Source organism: Bradyrhizobium sp. AUGA SZCCT0222 (genome assembly GCF_018130205.1).
Taxonomy (GTDB): domain Bacteria; phylum Pseudomonadota; class Alphaproteobacteria; order Rhizobiales; family Xanthobacteraceae; genus Bradyrhizobium.
In genome coordinates, this window is sequence record NZ_JAFCLX010000055.1 from 41,729 (window position 1) to 47,861 (window position 6,133).

At 62.4% G+C, this 6,133-nt stretch carries 5 protein-coding genes and 1 tRNA gene; 4 read left to right on the top strand and 2 right to left on the bottom strand.

The annotated features are described in order from the left end of the window. The first annotated feature begins 36 nt into the window (after positions 1–36). Together JQ629_RS31595 and JQ629_RS31600 are read left to right on the top strand one after the other, a co-directional pair. Positions 37–213: a hypothetical protein gene (locus JQ629_RS31595; protein WP_212415938.1), complete on the top strand. Its 177-nt coding sequence runs from the start codon at positions 37–39 to the stop codon at positions 211–213. Between the two features lie 226 nt (positions 214–439). Continuing rightward, positions 440–3,547 (top strand): bifunctional diguanylate cyclase/phosphodiesterase, encoded by a 3,108-nt coding sequence (locus JQ629_RS31600; protein ID WP_502753539.1) that lies wholly within the window; start codon positions 440–442, stop codon positions 3,545–3,547. Positions 3,548–3,571: 24 nt separating this feature from the next. On the opposite strand, the gene JQ629_RS31605 is transcribed toward JQ629_RS31600, so the two are convergent. Further along, a complete protein-coding gene (locus JQ629_RS31605; RefSeq protein WP_212415939.1) occupies positions 3,572–4,651 on the bottom strand; it encodes an LLM class flavin-dependent oxidoreductase in 1,080 nt (359 codons plus the stop codon). A 169-nt stretch (positions 4,652–4,820) separates the two neighbouring features. On the opposite strand from JQ629_RS31605, the gene JQ629_RS31610 reads away from it, so the two are divergent. After that, positions 4,821–5,225: a YccF domain-containing protein gene (locus tag JQ629_RS31610; protein WP_212415940.1), complete on the top strand. Its 405-nt coding sequence runs from the start codon at positions 4,821–4,823 to the stop codon at positions 5,223–5,225. Positions 5,226–5,264: 39 nt separating this feature from the next. Here the strand turns inward: JQ629_RS31610 and JQ629_RS31615 are convergent, their stop codons facing one another. Continuing rightward, a complete protein-coding gene (locus JQ629_RS31615; RefSeq protein WP_192736345.1) occupies positions 5,265–5,738 on the bottom strand; it encodes a universal stress protein in 474 nt (157 codons plus the stop codon). Between the two features lie 182 nt (positions 5,739–5,920). Between JQ629_RS31615 and JQ629_RS31620 the strand changes: the two genes are divergently transcribed. Then, positions 5,921–5,997 (top strand) — tRNA-Arg (locus JQ629_RS31620). The last annotated feature ends 136 nt before the right edge of the window (positions 5,998–6,133 follow it).

The window sequence follows — 6,133 nt, forward strand, 5'->3', positions numbered from 1 at the left end:
CGCAATCCCGCGCGCCTGACGATGTGGAGAGCAATCATGACGACCAGCAATGCGCTGTCGAACGACGAACTGGATGCAGTAAGCGGCGGCGTCAAGATCGACGGCTGCACCAAGAATGGTACTTCCTTCAGCTTTTTCGGGGTGAAGTTCACACTCCATAGCTGCAACGACGGCTCAATCGCCATCGACGTGAGGGGCCAGAGACCCGCGTAACGCCGGGACGATTTAGGTAATACCGGCAGCGGCTCAAGCCCCGGCCCGCCCAATACCATTGGTTGTATCATAAGATAGATACCACCATGTGCTGCACGCGGCCCGCCATGCGCGTGGCGCTGCCGTAGAACGGCATTCAGGGGCGCGATTAAACCTTAGGTAACCGGATTTCCTAACGGCTTATGACATGAGCGCATCGTATGTAGTTCCCCGGGGAGAAGGGGGAATGCGCGTTCTGTTTCGCGATCTGAAAAGCATGGCGTCCCGAGCTGCGGCGGCCAGTCGGCGTCTCGGCACGACGATCCGTGGTCCGGTGCTGTGGCTGACCGTCTGCGGGGCCCTGCTGGTTGCGGCGATTTTTGCCGGCACGATCATGATGGTCGCGGAATTCCGCGAGCGCGCGCTGGCTAACAGCGAACGCGAATTGCAAAACACCGTACTGCTGCTCACCCGTCACTTCGACCAGCAATTCGAGGACTCCGACACCATCGCCGCCGACGTGATAGCGCGGTTGCACATTCCCGGCATCGCTTCGCCGCAGGCGTTCCGGAAATTGATGTCGAGTTTGGAAGCTCACGAAATCCTCAGATCCAAAGCCGGCGTCCTGTCCTATCTCGGCGACATCTCGATCTATGACGCCGACGGCAACATCATCAATTGGTCGCGGCCGTTACCGACGCCGGCCCTCAACATCTCCGAACGCGCCTACTTCAATTCCTTCAAATTCAATCCGCAATCACCTTCGCTCCAGACCGAGGCGCTTCGCAGCCTTATCAGCGGCAGTCTGAACACGGTCGTTGCCCATCGGCTGACCGGCGAAGATGGTGTCTTTCTCGGCGTGATGACGCGGCGCATCGATCCTTCCAATTACGTGAAGTTCTTTGCTTCCGTCGCGATCGGAGCGGACGCCGCCGTTTCGATGTTTCACGCCGACGGCACCCTGCTGGCGCGGCATCCGCGCGCCGAACACCTGGTCGGACAAAAATTCAAATCGGCGCCGCTGCTGCAGCGTGTCCTGACGCAGGGCGGTCAGCAGACGCTGCGCGTCAAAAGCCCGATCGACAGCAGGGAACGGCTCGGGTCCGCGGCCCAGTTGAGCCGCTTCCCGATCATTGTCGTCGCGACCAATTCGATGACCGCCGCGCTGGCCGATTGGGAGGCCCAGACCAGGTTCCTGGTCAGCGCCGCCATCTTGTCGGCATCGACGATCGCGTTGATCCTGTTCCTCATCATCCGGCAGATGACCCGGCAAAGCAAAGAGGCGCAGCAACGGCTGGAATCGCAACGGCACCGGCTCGACACCGCGCTCAACAACATGATCCAGGGCCTGGTGATGTACGACGCCTCCGCATGCATCGTCACGGTCAACCAACGCTACATCGACATGTTCAACCTGTCGCCGGACATCGTAAAGCCCGGCTGTCATTTCTCCGACCTGATCCAGCACCGCAAGGACAAGGGAGCCTTTAGCGGCGACGTCAAGGAATTCTGTTCCAGCGTTTTGCGGAATATCGCACGGGGTGAGGCCGACCACAGCATGATGCAGTGCCCGGACGGGCGAAGCTTCCTGGCCATCAGCCGGCCGCTGGCGCATGGCTGCTGGATCGCCACCATCGAGGACGTCACCGAGCGTCGCAAACTCGAGCAGGAACGCGACCGCAACCATGCTTTCCTGAGCCAGATCATCGATCACATCCCCTCGCAGATCACCGTGAAGGGCGCCCGGGATCGCCGCTACCTTCTGGCCAACCGCGTGGCCGAAACTCAATTCGGCATTTCCCGCGACAGCATCATCGGCAAAACCGCCTTCGACATATTTCCGCAAGCATCCGCCGAGATCGTCACGGCCGACGACGACAAGGCGCTGCGATCCGCCGACGGCCTGTTCAAGGACGAGCATCTCTGGGAAACCCAGGCGATGGGCCGTCGCTACATCACCTCCAGACGGCTCGGAATTCGCAATCAGGCCGGCGAGCCCAGCTACATCGTCCATGTCGTCGAGGATGTTACCGAGCGTCGCCGCGCCGATGAAAAGATCGCCCATCTCGCGCATTACGACGCGCTGACCGACTTGCCGAACCGGGTGTTGTTCCGCGAACAGATCGAGCGCGAGTTGCAGAAGGCCGTCGGCGGCGAACAATTCGCGCTGCTCTATATCGATATCGACGAATTCAAGGGCATCAACGACTCGCTCGGGCATCATGTCGGCGACGAACTGTTGAAGGCCGTCGCCTCCCGTATCAAGGACTGCCTCAAGCCGACCGATCTGATTGCGCGGCTCGGCGGCGACGAATTCGCCGTGATCCAGACCGCGGCCGGCGACCGCGACGACGTCGTCGAATTCGTGACGCGGATCCAGGAGGCGATCCGGCAACCCCATCATTGCCTCGGCCATCAACTCTCGACCGACGCCAGCATCGGCATCGCGCTGGCGCCGCAGGACGGCACCGATCTCGACCAGCTGATCAAGAGCGCCGATCTGGCGATGTACGGCGCCAAGGCCGAAGGCCGCCGCACCCATCGTTTCTTCGAGCCGGTCATGGATGCCCGCGCCAAGGCGCGGCTGACCATGGAGCAGGACCTGCGGCAGGCGATGGTCGATCGCGGTTTCGAAATTCACTATCAGCCGCTGCTCGACCTCGGCAGCAACGAGGTGGTGGGCTGCGAGGCGCTGCTGCGCTGGCGCCACCCCGAACGCGGCATGGTCTCGCCGGCGGAATTCATCCCGCTGGCGGAAGATATCGGCCTGATCAACGAGCTCGGCGATTGGGTGCTGCAGACCGCGTGCATCGAGGCCGCCGGCTGGCCGGCCCATGTGCGACTCGCCGTCAACGTCTCGCCAGTCCAGTTGAGATCCCAGACACTCGCACTTCGGATCATGGGCGCACTCGCCACCTCCCGCCTGCCGCCAGATCGGCTGGAAATCGAAATCACCGAGGCGGTCCTGATCCATGACGACGAGACCGCGCTGGCGATCCTGCATCAGCTCCGCGACATCGGCGTGCGCATCGCGCTCGACGATTTCGGCACCGGCTTCTCCTCGCTGAGCTATCTGAAGCGCTTCCCGTTCGACAAGATCAAGATCGACCGCTGCTTCGTCAGCGACATCGAGGTCGACGGCTCGGAGACGATCGTGCAGGCGGTGGTGAACATTGCGACTTCGCGCAACATGATCACGACCGCCGAGGGTGTCGAAACCGAACAGCAGAAGGCCTTGCTGAAGAGGCTCGGTTGCACCCAGATGCAGGGCTATCTGTTCAGCGCCCCCAAACCGGCTGCCGAGGTGCGTCGGTTGATCGGCGTTGGCAGCGAAGCCGCGCTCGCCTCGGCCTGACCCGCGATGCCTACCCGCCCGACCCTAGGCAGCCCAGCGGCCCCGATTGTTCTCGGCGAGGATGGGGCGGATCATCCGGCCGAAACGCTCGGCCTCCTCGTCGTGCAAATAACCGGACAGGCAGAACGAATGGCAGCCAGCATCGATGAATTGCTGCAACGTATCCGCGCATTGCGCGGGATTGCCGACGACGGCGATGCCGGCCCCCGGGCGAACCTTGGTGATGCCGGTCCATAGATGCGGCAGCAGCAGGTCGCCATGTTCGCGGGCAAGCTGCTGCACGCGCTGGTTGGCCTCTGACTTGTTGTAGAGCGTCTTCATCTCCTGCTTCTGCCGTTCGGTGGCATGACGCACCAGCTGATCGGCGGCCTCCCAGGCGTCCGCTTCGTTTTCACGGCAGATCACCTGCAGCCGCATGCCGAATCCGATGTCGTTCTCGCGGTCATGGGCGCGGGCCATCTGCCTGATCTCGGCGATGTTGCCGGCGATCCGCTCCGGCAGGTCGCCCCAGAACAGATGCACGTCGGAATGTTTCGCCGACAATTCCCAGGCCTGGCGCGAGCCGCCGCCGAGATAGAATTTTGGAAATGGCTGCTGCAAGGGACGCGGCCTGATATGCGCGCCCGACAGTTTGTGGAACTTGCCTTCGAACGTCACCGGGCCGCGCGTGGTCCACAGCGCCTTGAGGATCGAGACCTCCTCCTCCATCAGCGCGTAGCGCTCCTCCTTGGCGTAACGCACGCCCTCGCCTTCGACCTCGCTCTCGTTCTGGCCCGCAATCAGATTGATGCAGATGCGGCCGCCCGACATCTGGTCGAAGGTCGAGATCATCTTGGCCAGCAGCACCGGATTGATGTAGCCGGGCCTTGCTGCAATCAGCGGCTTGATCGTCCGCGACCGCGCCGCCATGAACGCGCCCGTGATCCACGCCTCCCAGCACACCGAGCCCACCGGTATCAGCAGATATTCGAACCCGGCCGCTTCCGCCGCCTGCACCACGCGATCACAGAGTTCAGGGGAACCTGCGACCTGCGCCTCCATCAGCCCATAGGCCGTGGTGTCGCCATGCGTGGGCAGATACCAGCCGAATTCGAGCGGACGCATCGACGCTTCTCCCTAAAGGACGCCTGTTGTTCGGATCGTATTGGAAAGCAGTTTAGCGCCTGAACGGCCTGCGGCAATCGAGTTCCGGATGCCGACGCGCACAAGCCAATTCCTGCCGCAGCTGGCTTTTTGAGTTTCAATGGCGTCCCCGGCACGGTAGAGATGGGCCATGTCACCGGTCTCGCTACTTCTGAACATTGTCTGGATCGTGCTTGGCGGCGCGTGGATGGCATTCGGCTGGCTGGTGGCCGCCGTGATCATGGCCATCACCATCATCGGCCTGCCCTGGGCACGGGCGGCGTTCAATATCGCGGCCTACACGCTGTTTCCGTTCGGGTTCAGGGCGGTGTCGCGCGACCTCTATACCGGTGAGGAGGATATCGGCACCGGGCCGCTCGGCGTCGTCGGCAACATCATCTGGCTGGTGCTGGCGGGATGGTGGCTGGCGCTCGCGCATCTCGTCACGGCAGTTGTGCTGGCCGTGACCATCATCGGCATTCCCTTCGCCTGGGCACACCTCAAACTCGCCGGCATCGCGCTATGGCCGATCGGCAAGATCATCGTTCCGGCGTAACGATCTCTCCGATCGTTCCGGCGCGGTGCAAAACTGAGCCTAGGCTGCCGTCTCGGCCGGCGGCTTCAGCCGCTCGAATTCATCGTCGCTGATCTCGGTCTGGGCGACCAGCACGCTGCAGCGCAGCCGCTTGACCAGATAGCTGCCGACGGAACCGAACCACCGCGCCAGCGGCCCTTGCGGACGATGCCCGACGACCACGAGATGCGCGCCGATTTCCTCGGCCACTTCCGCGATCTTTTGCCCGGCATCTCCCACCTCCAGCCGCGAGGTCGGCGTAAAGCCCACCGCCTTCAACCGCTCCGTGCCTTCGGCCAGGATCGCCTTGTAGTCTTCGGTTTGCAGTTCGATCGGAATGGTGAGCCCGGCCTCCGGCGTCATGATCGAGGAAACCTCGACAACCGCCAGCAGGAAGACCTCGGCACGGCACATTTGTGCGAGCTTGGCGCCCTCCCGCAGGGCGCGCCGGCCCTCAACAGACCCGTCATAGGCCAGAAGAACCTTCTTATACATCGGACGTCCCCATCGATGGTCGAGAAGATCAACAAACCAAGACTAGCACCAATCCGGCAGAACGGATCAGATTTTTGACGGGGATGACGCCCGCCGTTCTGCCACCTTCGTATTGCCGGGCGCCTCAGGGTGCCCCAAAGGCCGTTGCCGATGCCAGACCAATCGGCTAAATGAAGCCCACTGCACCCGTAGCTCAGCTGGATAGAGCGTTGCCCTCCGAAGGCAAAGGTCACACGTTCGAATCGTGTCGGGTGCGCCAATAAAGTGCCCCCCCAATACCGCGTTTCCCCGGGGGTCACGTAGCGGAGTGATGAGTGGTCCGGAATGGCTGAAGCTGATCTAGACGCCGTAATCCGGCAACTCGCCAAAGCACAGAACAAAAGCCTGATGGCCGC

Excerpts from the sequence above, each read along its gene's own strand:
- JQ629_RS31615 (WP_192736345.1), bottom strand. The coding sequence starts at position 5,738 with ATGTATAAGAAGGTTCTTCTGGCCTATGACGGGTCTGTTGAGGGCCGG.
- JQ629_RS31605 (WP_212415939.1), bottom strand. The coding sequence starts at position 4,651 with ATGCGTCCGCTCGAATTCGGCTGGTATCTGCCCACGCATGGCGACACC.
- JQ629_RS31610 (WP_212415940.1), top strand. The coding sequence starts at position 4,821 with ATGTCACCGGTCTCGCTACTTCTGAACATTGTCTGGATCGTGCTTGGC.
- JQ629_RS31600 (WP_502753539.1), top strand. The coding sequence starts at position 440 with ATGCGCGTTCTGTTTCGCGATCTGAAAAGCATGGCGTCCCGAGCTGCG.
- JQ629_RS31595 (WP_212415938.1), top strand. The coding sequence starts at position 37 with ATGACGACCAGCAATGCGCTGTCGAACGACGAACTGGATGCAGTAAGC.